This window comes from Kitasatospora viridis (assembly GCF_007829815.1).
Classification (GTDB): Bacteria; Actinomycetota; Actinomycetes; order Streptomycetales; family Streptomycetaceae; genus Kitasatospora; species Kitasatospora viridis.
The window spans coordinates 230,712-245,882 of sequence record NZ_VIWT01000003.1 but is presented as its reverse complement, the minus strand read 5'-3'; the positions used below and the strand labels follow the sequence as shown (position 1 = coordinate 245,882).

Here is a 15,171-nt window from a genome sequence, read left to right as displayed (position 1 = left end):
CCGGGGCGGGGTCAGTCGCGCAGGGCGATGCTGTGGTCGCGGCGCCAGGCCAGGGTGACGGAGGAGCCGACCGGGTGGGCCGGGCCGGTGTCGTCCAGGTTCTGCCGCAGCGCGACCAGTCGGCCGCCGGTGTCCAGGTCGACCGCGAAGCGGGAGTGCGGGCCGGCGTAGACGACGTCGGCGATCCGGCCGGTGGCCCGCAGCTCCTGCGGCCCGCTCGCCTCGTCCGGCCGCAGCAGCCGGATCCGCTCGGGCCGCACCGCCCAGCTGCCGGGCGCGCCGAAGACGTGGGCGGCCTGCTCGCCGCGCAGCAGGTTCGCGGTGCCGACGAACCCGGCGACGAACGGCGTGGCCGGGTGCTCGTACACCTCGGCGGGGCCGCCGACCTGCTCGATCCGGCCGGCGTTGAGGACGGCGATCCGGTCGCTCATGGTCAGCGCCTCGTCCTGGTCGTGGGTGACGAGGACGAAGGTGATCCCGGACGTGCGCTGGATCCGCCGGAGTTCGAGCTGCATCGCGAGGCGCAGCGTGAGGTCGAGGGCGCCCAGCGGCTCGTCGAGCAGCAGCACCGGCGGACGGTTGACCAGGGCCCGGGCCACCGCGACGCGTTGGCGCTGGCCGCCGGAGAGCTCGGCGGGGCGGCGGTCGGCGAGGTCGGCCAGCCGGACCGTGTCGAGCGCCTCGGCGACCCGCGCCGCGCGCTCGGGGCGTGGCACCCGCCGCACCCGGAGCCCGTACTCGATGTTGCGACGCACCGTCAGGTGCGGGAAGAGCGCGTAGTCTTGGAAGACGGTGTTGACCTGGCGGTCGAAGGGCGCCAGGCGGGTGACGTCCCGTCCGCCCAGCAGTACCCGGCCGGCGGAGGGCTGGTCGAAGCCGGCGATCAGGCGAAGCAGCGTGGTCTTGCCGGAGCCGGAGGGGCCGAGCATCGAGAAGAACTCGCCCGCGCGGATGTCCAGGTCGACTCCGTCGACGGCCCGTGCCGTGCCGAACACCTTGGTCACGGCGCGCAGGGCCACTGCCGCGGGAGCGCTGTCGCCGGTGCCGTCGCCGGTGCTGTCGCCTGTCATGACCAGCGAACCTAGTGGTCCGCCGGGGTGGTGCGGCCGCGAAGTCCGAGCAAAGCGGGCGAATCGCCCATGGACATCCCCCGTCCAGGTGACAACGGCGCTCGGCACGGCGGGCGGGAGCATCGGGCGCGGTACGCCTGGCGGTACGCGGCGGAACGGCTATCGGTGAACCACCGTCCCCCTCGGGCGGACAGCCGCAGCCCGTCGAGGTACTGCCGGCACCTGACCGGCGCCATTCGGGTCAACCTGCCGACGCGGCTCGGGCCGCAGGCGGTGTGGCCGCTTGAACCGTTCACCCGCACGCGATCAGGTTCAGCACCACGACCTCCCGGCCGGCCGCCGCAAGGTCCAGCGCGCACGGTTAGCGTGGAACCCATGAACGAGCAGCAGCGCGCCTGGCGCGTCGCCGTGGACCCGGGCCTGGTCGTCCAGCCGGCCTGCGCCCACCTGGACGACCTGCGGGAGGTGCCGCCGACCACCACCGTCGGCTGCGAGGACTGCCTGCGCACCGGCACCACCTGGGTCCACCTGCGCGCCTGCCTGAGCTGCGGCCACGTCGGCTGCTGCGACAGCTCGCCCAAGCAGCACGCCCACCGGCACGCCGAGGCGCACGACGGACACCACATCGCCCGGTCGATCGAGCCCGGTGAGGACTGGGCCTGGTGCTACACGGACGAGCTCTTCCTGCAGCCCGGCTGACGGTGCGTCAGTCGGCTGCCTGGCCGGCCGCCGGGGCGGCGAGCTTCGGGTCCGGCCCGAAACCCCCTGGACGGTACGGCGGCCGGCTTGCTGGAATGAGGGGACGGCCGCCGTCGGAGTCGAAGGGATGCGGCGATGACGGAGATCAGGCTGCACCTTTCGGTGCGCGGCCTCACCGACGCGGACCTGCCGTCCTGCGGCTGGGCCGGTTCCCCCAAGCACGTGCGCGAGCTCGTCCACCAGATCCGCCGCGCCGAGGCGGGCGAGATCGACTACCTGGCGGTGTGCACCCCGGCGGGGCTCCCGGTCGCGCTCGGCGGCATCGACTACACGGTCAGGCCCGGCGCCGGCACGCTCTGGCAACTCGGCGTCCACCCGGCCCTGCAGTCCTGCGGGATCGGCACACTGCTGGTCCGCTCCGCCGAGCAGCGGATCACCGCCCGGGGCCTGACCCGCGCTGAACTCGGCGTCGAGGAGAGCAACCCGCGCGCCCGCGCCCTCTACGAACGCCTCGGCTACCGCGCCTTCGGCCGCGAGCTCGACTCCTGGGACGTGGAGGCCGAGGACGGCTCGTTCCAGCGGTACGAGACGATGTGCACGCTGATGCGCAAGCACCTGGCGTGACACGGGATTTCGCGGCGTTCGCCGCCCGGGGCGCGGACCTGCTACGGACGCCCCGGCCCACCCGGGCTCCCGACCTGGGCCGGTAGCCGCATCGGGTGGGCGGGGCCGGGCCCGCCGGGCCCGGCCCCGCGGACTCACCGGGTCGAGGCCCGCTTGCGGCGAAGCAGGAAGAACGCCCCGCCGGCCGCGGCCATGCTGGTGCCCGTGCCGCCGACGACCAGCGGGGTGAGCGGGGAGGACGGGGGCTTGCTGACGGCGTGTTTGAAACCGCCGGCCTCGCCGTCCTTGTCGTACTGCGAGCCGGACTGCTCGTCGCCGTAGCGGTCCACGAGGATCTGCTGGTAGTCGGGCAGGGAGGCCGAGGACCGTCCGTCGAGGCCCTTCTGCGCCGAGTCGTTCAGCGGTTCCACGGTGTCGCCGGTGAGCTTGTAGTAGGCCTCGATCTCGGGTTCGTTGAACACCGTGGTGCCGGCGTCGGCCTGGCTCGCGTAGGTGTAGTCGGTGTCGCCCTCGCGGACGGCGGCGAACTCGTAGTCCGACGCGTTCGTGGGGGAGAGCATGACGGTGGCCGAGCGCCCGTCGGTGAACTGCACGGCGGCGATCGCGTACCCGAGCGTTGTCACGTTCGAGGGGGCCGGTTCCACGGCGCCGGTGGCGAAGTCGTGGGCGACCTCGTTCAGCGCGACCGGGCCGCTGATGGTGAAGTCGGGGACGCCCTTGCAGGGGTCGGCCTCGTCGGGGACGGTCGTGACGGTGCCCGGCGCGGCCTCCGGGTCGGGCTCGTCGTAGAAGGTGCAGATCTCGGCGCGGGTGTCGCCCGAGTTCAGCGTGTCGACGGCGGCCTGACGGTTCGGCAGGCTGTCGCCCGGGGCGTCGGCGGCGGCGAGCGGCGCGGCCGCCAGCAGGGTGCAGGAGCTCAGGGCCACGACGGCGGCCAGCCGGAGGAGTCCGGTGCGCCGCTGGGCGGTGGCTTCGGATCGGGTGTGCATGTCGGCCGCCTTCACCTGGAGATTCCGGTGCGGGAGTGGGTCCACGCGAACTGACGGTTCTTCACGTACTCGCTGTACTTCCACCACGTGTACCTGTTGGTCTGCGGCCAGGGGTCCGCGACCCCGATCAGGCTCCGACCGGTCTCGTAGCCGTAGACCACGTTCATGTGGCCGCCGCCCTGCGCCCAGCCGATCCGCGCGGCGACGGGACGACCGGCCCTGACGTCGTTCTTGATCTCGTCGAAGGTGGCCGCACGGTTGAGACCGGTGCCGGTGTGCGTCATGCCGAGGTCGGCCCACGCGCCCGCCATGTCGTCCAGGGTGGCCGGTTGGTTGTCGCAGTTCACCCACCTGCTGCGCTTGGCGGCGCGCTTGCAGAAGTCGGCCTGGGTCGTGCCGTAGTTCTGGAACTGGGCGATGGTCAGACCGGAGGCCACCCAGCACCACTGGGTCTTCTCCTGTGTGTGCATGTTGATCTGGTCCTGGCCGGCATCCGCCCGGGCGGTGCCGGCGGTGGTGCCGATGACGAGTAGGGCCATGAGCGGTGCGATGGCCGAGCGCCTCAGACTGCGGGGCATGCCGCTGCCTTTCTGGAACGAGGAGGGAGGGAGCGGACTACCTGCAGTAAGGCAGGTTGGGGATGGGCTGGTTGACACCGACGCCGGTGGATAGCGCGCCGGCGCGGCGCCGGATGCGTGAAGTGATCATGGATCAGAGGTACCGGTGGCGGTGGGCGCCCGGCTGGATCGGCGTTCGTTCGTGGGCGTGTTGAATCTCCGCTTGACGGGACGAAGGCGCGAAGAGCGGGTCCGAGGCGTTCGACCTCGCCCTCAACCGGTTCGCCGACATCCCGTGACCGACGGCGGGCCCCCGGGGTGCGCCCCCGGGGACCCGCCGGTCAGGTCCGTGCTCGCGTGTGGACGCGGGTCAGCTGATCGTCCACTGCTGCTGCGGCGAGCCGCTGTTGATCTGCTGCGTGACGGTGGCGCCGCTGGTGGTCGTGGCGGTCAGCTGCAACCCGCTGTACGCCGAGGAGATGAGGTAGGAGCCGTTCGCCAGCGGAGTGAGGACCCAGAGCATGTTGGTGCCGAGGCTGCACCACGACTGGTCCGCCGCGAGGCCCGGGGTGATGTTCTGGCCGGGCATCTCGACGCACAGGTTCGAAGCGTCGTTGACGAGTTGGTAGCCTCCGATCTGCTGGACGAGGTGGAACGACTGGTTGATGTTGCCGTTCACGCGCCAGGTGATGAACTCGGTGCCCGCGGTCTGGCTGCTTTCGGGGTCGGCGAGGGCCAGGCTGCCGTTGACCAGGGTGTGGTTGTCAGTCAGGGCGGGGTTGACCCAGTTGGTCGTCCACTGCTGCTGCGACGAGTTGCTGTTCGACTGGAGCGCCGCCGTGGCGCCGTTGCCGTTCGAAGCGAGCAGCTGGCCGGTCGACGAAATGAGGGTGAAGGAGCCGTTCGCCACCGTGGTGACGGTCCAGTGGTCGAGGGGGCCGTCGTTGCACGAGTCCTCGTTCACCGTGCCGCTGTTCGCGGGGGCGTTGAGGCACTGGCCGGTGGAGCCGCTGACGACTTCGTAGGTGCTGTCCGGCTGCTGGAGGAACTGCCAGTTCTGGTAGGCGCTGCCGTTCACGGTCGCGGTGGTGACGGTGCCGTTGCCCGGGTCGTTGAGGGCCAGGCCGCCGGTGACCAGGTTGTGGGAGCCGCTCAGGACGGGGCTGGCCATGCCGATCGTCCACTGCTGCAGCGGCGAGTTGGTGTACGCCTGTTGCGTGAGCGTGGCGCCGCTGCCGGTCGAGGAGGCGGTGAGCGCCAGCCCGCTGACCATCGAGGAGACGATGAACGAGCCGTTCGACAGCGGCGTGAGGAGCCAGTGCACGTTGGCACTGTTGGCACACTGCCACTGGTCCACCACGGCGCCCTGGTAGACGGACCCGCCGTTCACCTCGGCGCACAGGTTCGAAGCGCCGTTGCGCAGGGTGTAGGAGCCGTCGGGCTGCGGGATGAACTGCCAGTTCTGGTTGCTGCCGCCGTTCGCACCGTAGGTGATGAGCCGGGTGCCCCAGCCGGTGCTGCCGTTGGGGTCGTCGACGGCCATTCCGCCGGTGACCAGGGTGTGGGTGCCGTCCAGGGCGTGGGCGGCGAGCGCCCGGGCCCCGGCCGGGCTCGAACCGGTCGTGGCGGTGGCGCGGTGCGCGGCCGGCGCGGTTGCCGTGGCGGCCGAGGCGGTGGTGGTCAGACCGGCGGCGGTCAGGGCGAGGGCCGTGGCGGCGAGCGTGCCGAAGAGTTTTCGCATGAGGGTGGCTGGCACGGAGACTCCTTCGTCGGTGTCCGGGAACGCCCGATGGGCTGCTGAAGAGCAGATCACCGCGCTGGTCGGGGCACCAGGAAGAAGGACGGGACGAACCACCGGACGAACCCGCGTCCGCCCGGACGAACCCGCGTCCGTGGCGCGCCCGACCACGGAGTTGACGCCGCCTCAGCCGACGGGGTCGCCCACCGTGCTACTGAGCGGTAGGGTTCGGGGGCCCGACACTCCCGCCCCTCCGGGCGCGGGAGCCGTCGTGGTGTCCGGACACCAGGGGAGGGTGTGTTGGTCGAACAACGGGGTTCGCTGCGGACGGGTGCGGCGGTGGATCGTTGAGGGGGTTCGGCGATCTGCTGCGGGAGTGCCGCCGGGCGGCCGGGTTGACCCAGGAGGAGCTCGCCGAGGCGGCGGGCCTGTCCGCCCGGTCGGTCAGGGACCTGGAGCACGGCCGACGCGGGCGCCCGCAGCGCCGCACGGTGGAGCAACTGGTCTCGGCGCTGGGGCTGGTGGGAGCCGGTGCCGCCGCCCTGGTGGCCGCCGGACGCCACGGGCGGCCGACGGAGCCGCCGGTCGACCGCAGTCGGGACGGGCCGGTGCTGCTCGACCGGACCGACCAGCTCGCCGAGGTCGAGCGCGCGGCCGCGCAGGCCCGGGCGGGACGGGGCGCGGTGGTGCTGGTGCGGGCGGGCGCGGGGATGGGCAAGACCTCGCTGCTGAACGCCTGGGTGTCCGCCGAACAGGCCGACGGGATGCGGGTGGTGCGGGCCGACGGCGGCGAGCTGGAGCAGGACTTCGCCTTCTCGGTGCTGCGGCAGCTGATCGAACCGCTGCTGGCCCGGGCCGATCCCGCCGGGCGGGAGCGCCTGTTGTCGGGCCCGGCACAGTTGGCCTCGTACGCCCTGCGGGTGGTCGGCACCGACGAGGAAGCGCTGTCGCCGGAGGCGTCCCTGGGTGTCCTGCACGGCCTGTACTGGCTGATGGTGCACGTCGCCGACGACGGGCCGCTCGCGCTGGTGGTCGACGACGCGCACTGGGCTGACGCACCGTCGGTGCGGTGGCTGGAGTACCTGGCCCGGCGGGTGCGCGGACTGCCGCTGCTGCTGGTGCTGGCCGCGCGCCCGGACAGCGGGACGCAGGTCGAGCCGCTGCTGGAGCAGATCGCCGCCCAGCCGCACTGCCGGCCCGTCGAACTGCCGGCCCTCGCCGCCGACAGCGTGGCCGCGCTGGTGCGGACCCGACTGGGCGGGGACGCCGATCCTCGGTTCGCCGTCGCCTGCGCCGAGGCGACCAGGGGCAACCCGCTGCTGCTGCGCGAGCTGCTGCGCACCCTGGCCGACAACGGGGTCAGGCCGGCCGGCGACCAGGCGTGCGTGGTGGAGGAGTTCGGGGGGCGGATCCTGGCGGGCACCGTGGTCAAGCGCCTGGCGGGCGAGCCGGAGCCCGTCCGCACGGTGGTCCGTGCCCTGGTGGTGCTGGGGGACGGCGCCAGCTGGCAGGTCGCGGCCGAGCTGGCGGGGTTGGGCGAGGCCAAGGCCCGGGAGCTCGGCCGCCGGCTGCGGCGGATCGGCGTGCTGGCGCCCGGCGAGGTGGCGCGGTTCGAGCACCCCCTGGTGCGCGCCGCGATCGCCGAAGCCCTGTTCGGACCGGTGGAGTTGGCCGACGCCCATGCCCGGGCGGCTGAACTGCTCCGGCGCGAGGGGGCGTCCGAGGCCGAGGTGGCGGCCCATCTGCTGCTGGCCGAACCCAACGGTGAGGCCTGGCGGGTGGAGGTGCTGCGGGAGGCGGCGCGGGCAACGCGCGGCCGAGGGGCACCCGAAGTCACCGTGACCTACCTGCGCCGCGCCCTGCGCGAGCCGATGTCGGTCAAGGAACGCGGCCCGCTGCTGCTGGAGTTGGGCGCGGACGAGATGCAGGTCGACGTCGACGCGGCCCGGCACCGGCTGGCCCGGGCCGCCGACGCGCTGACCGACCCGTACGCCCGGGCCCACGCGGCCCACCTGCTCGCCCACGCCCTGTTCCTCGGACAGCAGCACGAGGACGCCGTCGACGTGCTCGCCCGCGCGGTGGAGGACCTGCGGGAGGCGGAGGACGGCAGCGGGCTCGCCCGCGAGGTGTCGTGGTACCTGCAGGCCCAGATGCTGCTGACCGGCTACGACCAGCTGGCCACCCTGCCCGCCGCCCGGCAGCGGGCCCGACGGCTGCGCGAGCACGCACTGGCCGGCGACACCCCGGGGGAGTGCGCGGTGCTCGCCGCGCTGTCCGTGGCGGCCCTCAGCGGCGACGGCAGTGCCGCCGACGCCGGCGACCTCGTCGACCGGGCGCTGCGCGGCGGGTTGGGGGGCACGGACCAGGCACAGGTGCTGGTCAGCTTGGCCGGGCTGGCCTTCGTGGCCACCGACCGGCTCGACGACGCGGCGGCGCAGTTCGACCGGATCGCCGAGGTGGCCGGATGCTGGGGCTCCTTCCTCATGGTGTCCGCGGCGCTCACCTGGCAGGTGTCGATCAGCCGCCACCGGGGCCGACAGCTCGCGCTCACCCCGGACTTCGGGCACCCGGCCATGACCGACGAGGGCATGGAGCTGCGGGTCCGGACGGCCATGCTGACCCAGGTGGGCGAGTCGATGATCGAGCGCGGCGACCTGGCCGGGGCGGCGCGGGCACTGGCCCCGGACGCCGACAGCGACCGGGTGGGCTGGGCGTGGCAGGGCCCGCTGGTGCTCGTCCGCAGCCGGCTGCACGCCGAGCGGGGCAATCCGGCCGCCGCGCTCGCGGTCCTGCTGGAGTACGGCGCGCAGGAGCGGTGGGCCCGGGTCACCAACCTCGCCCTGGCGCCCTGGCGGTCACAGGCGGCCCTCGCGCACCATGCGTTGGGGCAGCGCGAGGAGGCACTGCGGCTCGCCGCCGAGGAGTTGGAGCTGGCGCACGGCTGGGGCACCGAGCGGTCCATCGGGGTGGCGTCGCGGTGCCTGGGCGTCGTGACGGGCGGGGCCGAAGGAACCGCCCTGCTGCGCGAAGCCGCCGCCGTGCTGGAGCGGTCCCCGGCTCGCCTCGAACTGGCCCGGGCCCGCTGCGAGTTGGGGATCGCCTTGGCGCGCACCGGCGAGGCCGATCAGGCCCGGCACGGCCTCGCCCGGGCGCTGGACCTCGCGCAGGAATGCGGCAGCGTCCGGCTGGCCGACCGGGCGCGGCACGCGCTTGCCGAGCTGGGCGTGCGCCCCGGCCCGGTGCCGCCGCCCGCGCCCAGCTTGTCGATGACCGAGCACCGCGTGCTGGAGCTGGCCGCTGCCGGCCACAGCGACCGGCAGATCGCCCAGGCCCTGCTGCTCACCCCGCAGGACGTGACCGTGCTGATCGCCCGGGCGGCCCGCAACCGGGGTGCGGCCGGCCGCGCGCCCGCGGGCCCACCGTGACCGGTCGATGTCGATCCGGTCCGGGACCACCCGCTGCCGACCGACCGGCGATCTGACGACCCGTGGGAGCACCGGCCCGGGCGCACGGGGGACACCGGCGTCCGGGTCGGCGTGGCGATCGGGCCGGTGGGCGGGCTGGTCTAACGTCGAGGCAGATCGCCGGGCCCGGTGGACCCGGCAGGCCCGGCGGGGTCGCGACCGATCCGCAGGAGGAGCCCCGGATGTGCTGGAGCGCCGAGGCCGACCTCGTGGCGGGCACGGTCGTCGGCGGGCTCGGGGTGTGGTGCCTGGCCCGGGTGCGGCGGGCGCGGGACGTGCCGCTGGCGGCGCTCCCGCTGGTGCTGGGCGTGCACCAGCTGATCGAGGCGGCCGTCTGGTCGGGGGCCGGCGGGGGTGGTGCGGCGGGCCATGGTGAATCAGCAGACCGCGTTGTTTCGGCGGGCTGGGCTCCGGTCGCCTGGGCCGTGATCGCGCTGCCGCTGTTGCCGGCGCTGGTGTCGCTGGGCGTGTGGTGCAGCGCGGGCCCGGCGGGCCTCGGCACCGCCGCCCAGCGGTGGCGGGCGGTGGTGGCGCTGGTGGGCGTCACCGTGTCCGGGTGCCTCGCCGTGGTGGTGGCGAGCCACCCGATCACCGCCGAAGCCCACGGCCACACGCTCAGGTACGCGATCGGGGCGGCGGGCCCGGCGGGGATCCTGCAAGTCGGCTACCTGATCGCCACGGTGGGTGCCTTGCTGCTCGGCGGCGACCGGCTGCTCCGGCTGCTGGGCGTCCTGGTCGGCCTGGGCGCCGTCCTCTGCCTCGCGCTGTACCGGCTGGCCTTCGTCTCCACCTGGTGCGCGCTCAGTGCGCTGGCGGCGCTGGTCCTGCTGCGCTGGGTCCGCCGCCCGCTGCCCGGACCGGGTGGTACGGTTCGGCCCGCTGGATCATGAAAGTGGTCCGGGTGCTGACCGGACGTCAGCGCGAAGCTCATGGTGCGTGGGGGAGTCGGCGAGTGAGTGGTCAGTCGGAATTCGAAGCGGCGCTCGTTGCCCCTTGGCGCATTCCGTTCCTGGTGAACCTGAGCTACGAGCTCGCGATGGCCGAGCGCGGGGTCTACCGCGGACGGACCATCACCGAGGAGCAGGCCCTGCGGCTGGTGGGCTTCCTCAACGAGCTGCGGCTCGTCGTGTCGAACCAGCTGCGGGCGGACACCTACAGAGCCGGCGCGGGATACCCGGACAGTGCGCTCGTGGAGGTCCTCTTCGGCCGGGTGGAGCGGGCCGGGATGAGCGAGTTCTGGTCCCGGACGGTCAGCCGGGCCGCGTCCGGACTCTCGTAGACGTCACGGACGAGCAGCCACCAGCAGGTCGACGACGTAGCCCTCCACCGCGACCTCAGCGGGGAAAGCCTCCGTCAGGAGCCTGCGCTCCTCGGCGAGGAAGGCCCGGTTCGCGGCCTCGCCGAGGACCAGGAACGCCGAGCGGCTGCTGATGTTGGCGAGGTGTGTGTCGAGCGAGACCTCGCGCTGCCAGCGGATCTGACGGCGCATCACCCGCAGCCCGCTCAGCCCCGCGAGCCGGACGGCCTCCTCGTCATCGGGACGCACCGCGGAGCGCGCGGGGATGCCGCTGTGCTGCGCGATGCGCTCGTGCTGGGCGCGGATCCACGGCACGTCGAAGGCGGTGGTGTTCCACCAGATCGCCAACGCGCCACCCGGGCTCAGCACGCGCAGCGCCTCGGGCACCGAACGGCTGGTGTCGGTCCACTGCCACGACTGCGCGTACGTCAGGAGGTCGCGCGAGGAGTCGGCGAGCGGCAGGGCGTTGCCGTCGCCCCGGACGACCGGCACGTCCGGGAGCACCCGGCGGAACTCGGCCGTCATCGCCGCACCGGGCTCGACGGCGATCACGTCGGCACTGCGCTCGCACAGCAGCCTGGTCGCGATGCCGGTGCCCGCACCGATGTCCGCGACCCGGACACCCGCCAGCGACCGGCCCATGAACTCCTCGACGGCGTCGAAGAGCGCGGGCGGGTACGACGGGCGGCTCGCCTCGTACTGGCCGGCCGCCGAGTTGAACGAATGCGCGCGTGAGTCGGCAGTCATCTCCCCATCATGCTGCATCGTGCTCCGCTAGTGGATCTCTGCCGGGAAGCCGGCCGGCATGGCACCGGCGACGGCGCTGACGGTCTGGGTGGCCCGGTCCATCTGGACGTAGGTCGCGGTGTACGAGACGCCGTCGGGCACGTGGTACTCCAGGTCCGCCTTGTTGGTCGACATCCTGCCGGGGTCGACCGTGACCTCGATCCGGACGCCGTACCAGATCGGGGAGCTGGAGGTGTACTGGGCGTGGTTGGTGCACTTGAGCAGCATGGCCTTGACCGGCTGCTCGAAGGCGCGGTTGAAGCTCTGGTTGGTGCTGGCGGTCATCGGGGTGAGGTTCGCGGACACGCCGGGCCCGCCCAGGTTGTCGTTCAACAGGTGGCCCTTGATCCAGCCGCTGCCGTCCCGCGCGTTGAGCTCCTCGACCAGGGTGCACTCGCCCTGCTGGGGAGTGGAGCCCAGGTAGGTGTTGCCCGGGGCGTTGACGCTCGGCCCCAGGGTGACCGTGGCGCTGGTGCCGCCGAACCGCTTGCTCAGCGTCGGGCCGTAGCTCGGGGCGACCCAGAACGGGCCGACCTTGTCCCAGGCCGGCAGCGGCGGGTTCCCGCTGGAGCTGCGGGTGCGCTGCACGGCGGGCGCCGGGCCGGCCTGGGCGTGCTGGTGGCCCGCGTGCCCGTCGGCCGCCGGCGCCACCGCCGGGGCGGGCCGGCTCATCACACGGCCCGCGTTGGCCTCGGCCTCGCGCTCGAACCGGTCGGACGGGTCGGAGACGCTGAGCCCGCTGCCGTTGTCCGTCCCCGCGACGGGCCCTCGGCGCTGCTGGATGACGTGGGTGAGCTCGTGGGCCAGGGTGTGCTTGTCGCCGCCGCCCTCGCCGATCACGACGTGGTTTCCGCTGGTGTAGGCACGGGCGCCGACCTCGGCGGCGGACGCGCGGGCCGCGCCGTCGTCGTGCACCCGGACATCGGAGAAGTCCGCGCCGAGCCGCGCCTCCATGTCGGTGCGGCTGGCGCTGTCGAGCGGCCGTCCGGCCGACCGCAGCACGTCGTGCACCGCACTGCGCTGCACCTCGGGCAGCCCGGCCCCGGTTTCGGCCTGCTGGTGCCCGCACCCGGCACCGTGCTGGTGCGGCTGCGCGGACTCCCCACCCCGGCGCAGCAGTTGCACGACAGCGGCATTGCCGGCGGTGGCCTGCAGCGCGAGGAGCCGCTGCACGGACACGCCCGCGACGAGGGCCTCCGGGGCTGCGGTGGCGTTGCCGGCCTGCGTCGGCGCCGCGGCCGTCGCCTGCCGGTTCTTGTCGTCCGCGTCCTGTGCCCGCACGGTGTACTCCTCGACTCGGTTCCGGTTCAACAGCGTGCACGAACGTTGGGCGGAAGGGGGTTGGTTTGCCCCCATTGGAGACGTTCGGGCAGCCGCCGTGCCCGAACGGGCGGCGCCACCCCGACCGGAATCAGAGGCGGAACTCCACGGTGGCCAGCAGGCGTTGCAGGTCCGCCTCGTCCCCAGCCCAGCCGGGGGAGCCGGGTTCGGCCTGGAGCAAGAAGACGACCGTGCCCGGGTCGGCGTCGATGTAGACCTTTGCAGTGTCGGTGCGGGCACCGTAGTCCACGAGAACGGCGCGGTGGCCGCCGACGACGAGGCGCTGGATGGACACTGGGCGGTTGCCCTCGACCGGGGCCGCCACATCGACCGTCACCGACTCGAAAGAGTTCGAAACCTCGATCTCGGCGATCTCAGGCGCGTACGCCGGTGCTGGGAGGGCCTGCAGCTCCAATGCGGCGACCGAACCCTGCGGCAGGTCCCACAGTTCCGGGTCGCTCGGACCCTCGCCGGTATCGGCGACGAACCAGCCCGGCGGCATCACGAAGGTGAACTCCGCAAGGGCCTCGACCCGGGCGTCGTCGTTGATGAGCCTGAGGTTCGGCTGTCCGAGGCGGACGAACCCGGCCGCGCCGAGGGCGGCCAACCCCACTGCCGCCATGCGCCATGGATAGCTGCCCCGCCGAGGCTGCGCGGTCGTCGCGGTGGGGCGCTCTGCGGGGTCGGTCCTGGCGAGCCAGCGCCAGAAGGTGATCGAGTGCGGCAGCAGTACCGCGCAGAGGAGCAACGACCCCGCGCCGACGTAGTCGCTCATGAACGTGACGGTGCGCCAGGGGATCGACAGGCAGCCCGGGGAGACGGCCGCCACGCCGAGCGCCGGGACGCAGCCGCCCGCCGAGGGCTGCAGGGCCAGCGCGAGGGTCGCCCCGGCCGCGGCCGTCAGCGCGGCGGTGCCGCCCCGCACCAGCGCTCCGCGGGCCTGGCCGGCGGCGAGCAGGGCGGTGAGGGCCACCAGGGCGTCGCTGCAGGCGACGAGGAGGTGGAGGAAGTGGTGGTAGGCGGCCGCGTCCCAGCGGTCGGACACCGGCGCACGGTGGGCGACCAACGACGCCACCACCGCCAGGACGACGACCGCCTCCGCCCCGATGATGCCGGCGCGCAGCCCCTTCCACAGGTCCGCCTTCCAGGCGGCGCCCGGGGAGCGGCCGTGCCGCGAGCGGTGCAGGGCGTACGCCGTGACGGCGAGGCAGATGGTGAACGCGGTGCAGGAGAAGAGCACCTGGACGACCCAGGAGTGGACCAGGGCGTCGCTGAACACGGCGGGATCCGTGATCTTCGGCAAGCCCATCGCGCTCGCCGCCGGGAAGGGAAAGGTGGTCAGGGCCGTGCTGTGCTGCACCGCCGCCACCTCGGCGAACGCCGCGCCGGCGGGCAGCAGCACAGCCGCCAGCACGGCGCTCTCGCGCCAGCCGCGCCACCCGGCCCGCTCCACGGCGGCGCTCATCGCCCGGGTGGCGCGGACCAGCCAGAACGTGAGCGGTCCGGCCACCAGGGTCACCAGCGGAACCCACACCACCACCCAGAGGGCCAGTGCGCCGGGCCGGATTGTCGGCGTGTCAGGAAACGCGGGGAGGAGCACCATGCCGAGGGCCAGGCCGGTCGCCATGCCGGTACCGAACCGCCACAACGACGGGTCCGACGCGGCGCGCCCCGTGCCGCCCGCCGTCCGCCACCAGCTGGTGACGATGCTGACCGCGAGGAGAGCCCCAGTGACCGCGCCGCCCCACCAGGGCACGAGTGCGAGGAGCGAGCCGTAGGCCGTCATCTGGTCCAAGCCGTACCCGCCGATGCCGCAGGCCACCGCGATGGCCATCCCACTCCCGAGGCCGGTGCCGAAGGCCGGCACCCCGGTGCGCAGCGCCGCCAGCCGGGTGGCAGGGGTGGGGTGCAGCCGGATCCGCCGACGGTCGGGCGTGGGCAGGGCCGCCAGAACACGATCCAGCGCCGCACCCTCCGCACCCCAGTCCCCGACCCGTGCGTCGGCGTTCAGCTCCCGGCTCCGCACGATGGCCGCGGTCAGCGCCAGCACGACGACCAGCAGGCCCACGGTCTTGAGCGCCAGTTCGAAGAAGAACGGCAGGTAGGAGCTGGGACCGAGGACGCTGTAGACGCAGCCTGCGAGCGCCATCGCGCCGTCGAGCAGGGCGAAGGCACCGGTGAACGCCAGTGCGCCGTAGGTGAGGTCCACGTCGCGGTTGCGCAGGTGCGCCAGCTCGTGCAGCACGACGGCGCGGAACGCGGCGGGATCGGTGGCCAGCCGAGCCGCTAGCCCGCCACTGACCACCAGGCGTCGACGCCCCGGCAGTCCGAAGACGAAGGCGGACGGCTTCCAGGCGAACGGCTCCAGCCGGAACGCCACCGGACGGCTGACGCCGGCAAGCCGGCGCAGGCGCTCCAGTTCCGCCACGAGCGCCGCGGCATCTTCGGGGTCCGGCACCCGGAGCCGGCGCCTCCGGGCGATGAGCACAGGGTGCAGCAGGTACAAGGCGAACGCCAGCAGGAGAACAACAGTCGCACCGAGCAGCATCCCCTGGAACTGCTGACGCATCGTCGGCACCAAGCAGGCTCGCAGAGCAGCCCGGTTCGTGCTGATCGGATCGGCCTGT

Annotated in this window: 12 protein-coding genes; 5 read left to right on the top strand and 7 right to left on the bottom strand. The window is 73.5% G+C overall.

The features are described 5' to 3' along the window. Positions 1 to 11: 11 nt before the first annotated feature. The gene (locus tag FHX73_RS31585) at positions 12 to 1,070 is read right to left on the bottom strand and encodes an ABC transporter ATP-binding protein (protein ID WP_145909363.1); all 1,059 of its coding nucleotides are present in this window, start codon (positions 1,068 to 1,070) and stop codon (positions 12 to 14) included. A 375-nt stretch (positions 1,071 to 1,445) separates the two neighbouring features. Between FHX73_RS31585 and FHX73_RS31580 the strand changes: the two genes are divergently transcribed. Beyond that, the gene (locus tag FHX73_RS31580; protein WP_145909362.1) at positions 1,446 to 1,769 is read left to right on the top strand and encodes a UBP-type zinc finger domain-containing protein; all 324 of its coding nucleotides are present in this window, start codon (positions 1,446 to 1,448) and stop codon (positions 1,767 to 1,769) included. Positions 1,770 to 1,904: 135 nt separating this feature from the next. Further along, positions 1,905 to 2,393: a GNAT family N-acetyltransferase gene (locus tag FHX73_RS31575; RefSeq protein WP_145909361.1), complete on the top strand. Its 489-nt coding sequence runs from the start codon at positions 1,905 to 1,907 to the stop codon at positions 2,391 to 2,393. Positions 2,394 to 2,527: 134 nt separating this feature from the next. Here the strand turns inward: FHX73_RS31575 and FHX73_RS31570 are convergent, their stop codons facing one another. The 3 genes from FHX73_RS31570 to FHX73_RS31560 form a co-directional block, all read right to left on the bottom strand. After that, positions 2,528 to 3,382, bottom strand: a complete 855-nt coding sequence (locus FHX73_RS31570) for a hypothetical protein (RefSeq protein WP_145909360.1) — start codon at positions 3,380 to 3,382, stop codon at positions 2,528 to 2,530. Between the two features lie 11 nt (positions 3,383 to 3,393). Continuing rightward, the gene (locus FHX73_RS31565) at positions 3,394 to 3,921 is read right to left on the bottom strand and encodes a papain-like cysteine protease family protein (RefSeq protein ID WP_246214003.1); all 528 of its coding nucleotides are present in this window, start codon (positions 3,919 to 3,921) and stop codon (positions 3,394 to 3,396) included. A 388-nt stretch (positions 3,922 to 4,309) separates the two neighbouring features. After that, positions 4,310 to 5,695: an RICIN domain-containing protein gene (locus FHX73_RS31560; RefSeq protein WP_145909358.1), complete on the bottom strand. Its 1,386-nt coding sequence runs from the start codon at positions 5,693 to 5,695 to the stop codon at positions 4,310 to 4,312. 329 nt (positions 5,696 to 6,024) lie between these two features. Between FHX73_RS31560 and FHX73_RS31555 the strand changes: the two genes are divergently transcribed. The 3 genes from FHX73_RS31555 to FHX73_RS31545 all read left to right on the top strand — a co-directional run bounded on the left by FHX73_RS31555 (position 6,025) and on the right by FHX73_RS31545 (position 10,420). Next, complete coding sequence (locus tag FHX73_RS31555; protein WP_145909357.1) at positions 6,025 to 9,102, top strand: ATP-binding protein; 3,078 nt, start codon at positions 6,025 to 6,027, stop codon at positions 9,100 to 9,102. A 221-nt stretch (positions 9,103 to 9,323) separates the two neighbouring features. Next, entirely contained in the window at positions 9,324 to 10,031 is a 708-nt protein-coding gene (locus tag FHX73_RS31550) for a DUF6629 family protein (protein WP_145909356.1), read from the top strand. A gap of 122 nt (positions 10,032 to 10,153) precedes the next feature. Then, complete coding sequence (locus FHX73_RS31545) at positions 10,154 to 10,420, top strand: hypothetical protein (protein ID WP_145909355.1); 267 nt, start codon at positions 10,154 to 10,156, stop codon at positions 10,418 to 10,420. 3 nt (positions 10,421 to 10,423) lie between these two features. Here FHX73_RS31545 and FHX73_RS31540 read toward each other — a convergent pair whose 3' ends face one another. From FHX73_RS31540 to FHX73_RS31530, 3 genes are all read right to left on the bottom strand, one after another. Then, positions 10,424 to 11,185 carry a class I SAM-dependent methyltransferase gene (locus tag FHX73_RS31540; RefSeq protein WP_145909354.1) on the bottom strand — a complete coding sequence of 254 codons (762 nt, stop codon included), beginning with the start codon at positions 11,183 to 11,185 and terminating at the stop codon, positions 10,424 to 10,426. A 27-nt stretch (positions 11,186 to 11,212) separates the two neighbouring features. Next, positions 11,213 to 12,505 (bottom strand): eCIS core domain-containing protein, encoded by a 1,293-nt coding sequence (locus tag FHX73_RS31535; RefSeq protein ID WP_246214002.1) that lies wholly within the window; start codon positions 12,503 to 12,505, stop codon positions 11,213 to 11,215. Positions 12,506 to 12,635: 130 nt separating this feature from the next. Then, entirely contained in the window at positions 12,636 to 15,113 is a 2,478-nt protein-coding gene (locus FHX73_RS31530) for a M48 family metalloprotease (protein ID WP_170305165.1), read from the bottom strand. Positions 15,114 to 15,171 lie beyond the last annotated feature (58 nt).

Coding starts and splice junctions, on each gene's coding strand:
- FHX73_RS31580 (WP_145909362.1), top strand. CDS start 1,446: ATGAACGAGCAGCAGCGCGCCTGGCGCGTCGCCGTGGACCCGGGCCTG.
- FHX73_RS31575 (WP_145909361.1), top strand. CDS start 1,905: ATGACGGAGATCAGGCTGCACCTTTCGGTGCGCGGCCTCACCGACGCG.
- FHX73_RS31585 (WP_145909363.1), bottom strand. CDS start 1,070: ATGACAGGCGACAGCACCGGCGACGGCACCGGCGACAGCGCTCCCGCG.
- FHX73_RS31550 (WP_145909356.1), top strand. CDS start 9,324: ATGTGCTGGAGCGCCGAGGCCGACCTCGTGGCGGGCACGGTCGTCGGC.
- FHX73_RS31530 (WP_170305165.1), bottom strand. CDS start 15,113: ATGCGTCAGCAGTTCCAGGGGATGCTGCTCGGTGCGACTGTTGTTCTC.
- FHX73_RS31540 (WP_145909354.1), bottom strand. CDS start 11,185: ATGACTGCCGACTCACGCGCGCATTCGTTCAACTCGGCGGCCGGCCAG.
- FHX73_RS31565 (WP_246214003.1), bottom strand. CDS start 3,921: ATGGCCCTACTCGTCATCGGCACCACCGCCGGCACCGCCCGGGCGGAT.
- FHX73_RS31570 (WP_145909360.1), bottom strand. CDS start 3,382: ATGCACACCCGATCCGAAGCCACCGCCCAGCGGCGCACCGGACTCCTC.